This window comes from Streptomyces phaeochromogenes (assembly GCF_001418655.1).
GTDB classification, from domain to species: domain Bacteria; phylum Actinomycetota; class Actinomycetes; order Streptomycetales; family Streptomycetaceae; genus Streptomyces; species Streptomyces phaeochromogenes.
The window spans coordinates 1-1,733 of record NZ_LIQZ01000438.1 but is presented as its reverse complement, the minus strand read 5'-3'; the positions used below and the strand labels follow the sequence as shown (position 1 = coordinate 1,733).

At 64.6% G+C, this 1,733-nt stretch carries 2 protein-coding genes; both read left to right on the top strand.

The annotated features are described in order from the left end of the window. Positions 1-207 precede the first annotated feature (207 nt). Positions 208-708: an SCO4402 family protein gene (locus AOK17_RS42090; protein ID WP_055617931.1), complete on the top strand. Its 501-nt coding sequence runs from the start codon at positions 208-210 to the stop codon at positions 706-708. A gap of 95 nt (positions 709-803) precedes the next feature. Further along, positions 804-1,670 carry a formyltetrahydrofolate deformylase gene (gene purU, locus AOK17_RS42085; RefSeq protein ID WP_055617932.1) on the top strand — a complete coding sequence of 289 codons (867 nt, stop codon included), beginning with the start codon at positions 804-806 and terminating at the stop codon, positions 1,668-1,670. Positions 1,671-1,733: the final 63 nt, after the last annotated feature.

The following is a 1,733-nucleotide window of genomic DNA, read 5'->3' as shown; positions in this document are numbered from 1 at the left end:
CGCCGCCAACGCGCCCGCGGACAGCGCTCTGGCCTTGGCGGGACGGTGGTGGGCGGGGAGGAGGGTGCGGGTGCGTCGCCTGCCGGTCATGGACACGCACGATTCCGTCACACTGCTACGGCAGGTGTGACCCATGGTCAACGCTTGGTGACCAGAAGGTGAACTCCGGGGTGCGGGGCGGGACGAATCGGCGAGAACGTACGATCGGTGACCGTGCAAGGTTCGGAGAACTCTTCCCGTCGCGGGCGTCGCTCATCCACCATGGGCGGCATGCCACTGAACGACATGCCGTGGTGGCGCTGGCGCAGCAATGTGCGCTCCGCGCTGCACATGCTTTCCGACACCGAGTTCCAGCGAGGGGTCTGGCTCGCGGGGGTCGACGGGTACGGGGATGTGACCGACGCCGTCTATCGCCTCGTCGAGGACACCTGGCTGGACAACTGGTCCGCCGAGAAATACGTGGGGACGATCTTCCGGGACTCGCAGGAGGCGGCGCTCGTCGATTCCGCCGTGCTTCGGGTGCTGCGGATCATGCATCAGGTGGGGCCCGATGCTGTCGTCTCCGTTTATCTCGAACATCCGGGGTGGCCCGAGGCCGTGCGGGCTGCTCGGGATGCGCACGTTCGGATGGCGGTGAGCGACGGGGAGGATCCCGATGTGCAGCCTCGGACGCTTGAGGTTCTGCGGATCATGACTCGGTCCGCGTAGGCCTTCGGCGGTTGGGTGGGCGCGGGGCCTCCGTCCCGGTCCGGCTGGCGGGACGTGTGGTCTGGCTCGGCTCGGTTTGTGGGACCCTGGCGGGCATGAACGAGCAGTCCGTGACCGAGCAGTACGTCCTTACGCTTTCCTGTCCTGACAAGCAGGGCATCGTGCACGCCGTGTCGAGTTATCTCTTCATGACCGGGTGCAACATCGAGGACAGTCAGCAGTTCGGTGACCATGACACGGGGCTGTTCTTCATGCGGGTCCACTTCTCGGCGGAGTCGCCGGTGACGGTGGAGAAGCTGCGGGCCAGCTTCGCGGCGATCGGTGACTCCTTCCAGATGGAGTGGCAGATCCACCGGGCCGAGGACCGGATGCGGGTCGTGCTGATGGTCAGCAAGTTCGGGCATTGTTTGAATGATCTGCTGTTCCGGGCGCGGATCGGGGCGCTTCCCGTTGAGATCGCGGCTGTGGTTTCCAATCACACGGAGTTTGCCGAGCTTGTGGCTTCTTATGATGTGCCGTTTCATCATATTCCGGTCACCAAGGACAACAAGGCGCAGGCCGAGGCTCAGTTGCTGGAGTTGGTGCGGGAGCAGGGGGTCGAGCTCGTTGTGCTCGCGCGGTACATGCAGGTGCTCTCTGATGATCTGTGCAAGCAGTTGAGCGGGCGGATTATTAATATTCATCACTCGTTCCTGCCTAGCTTCAAGGGCGCGAAGCCGTATCACCAGGCGCACGTTCGTGGTGTGAAGCTCATTGGTGCCACCGCGCACTATGTGACGGCCGACCTCGACGAGGGGCCGATCATCGAGCAGGAGGTCGAGCGGGTGGGGCATCAGGTCACGCCGGAGCAGCTTGTCGCTGTGGGGCGGGATGTGGAGTGCCAGGCGCTTGCTCGGGCCGTGAAGTGGCATGCGGAGCGGCGGATTTTGTTGAACGGGCGGCGGACCGTCGTCTTCGACTGAAGCCGGCCGTCGTCTTTGGCTGAGGTGGTTCGCGCCTGTTTGGCGTGGGGGCGCGGGCCGTGC

Excerpts from the sequence above, each read along its gene's own strand:
- purU (WP_055617932.1), top strand. The coding sequence starts at position 804 with ATGAACGAGCAGTCCGTGACCGAGCAGTACGTCCTTACGCTTTCCTGT.